The 255-nt window shown below is 31.8% G+C and carries 1 protein-coding gene; it reads left to right on the top strand.

Features of this window, described 5'->3' with window-relative positions; genetic code table 11:
- The coding region (locus ACVYAD_RS25300; protein ID WP_476428322.1) for an AMP-binding protein at positions 1 to 255 on the top strand (255 nt) is incomplete at both ends.

Genomic DNA, 255 nt, shown 5'->3' with positions numbered 1-255 from the left:
AATTTGAATAAAGAAATAGAAATAATAAATGCATATGGACCAACTGAATCAACAATATGCTCAACTTTTTATAAGGTGAATGGAGATGAGGTTGAAGATAAGTTTGTACCAATAGGAAAACCAATTTCTAATACGAGAGTCTATATTTTGGATAACAATAAACTGGTACCAATAGGTGTACCAGGAGAGCTATGTATAGCTGGAGATGGACTTGCCTTTGGTTATTTAAATAAATCTGAATTAACCGCTGAAAAA

Source organism: Lysinibacillus sp. G1-3 (assembly GCF_056322905.1).
Note: the sequence above shows the minus strand (reverse complement) of the source record. Positions and strands in the feature narration are given on the sequence as shown.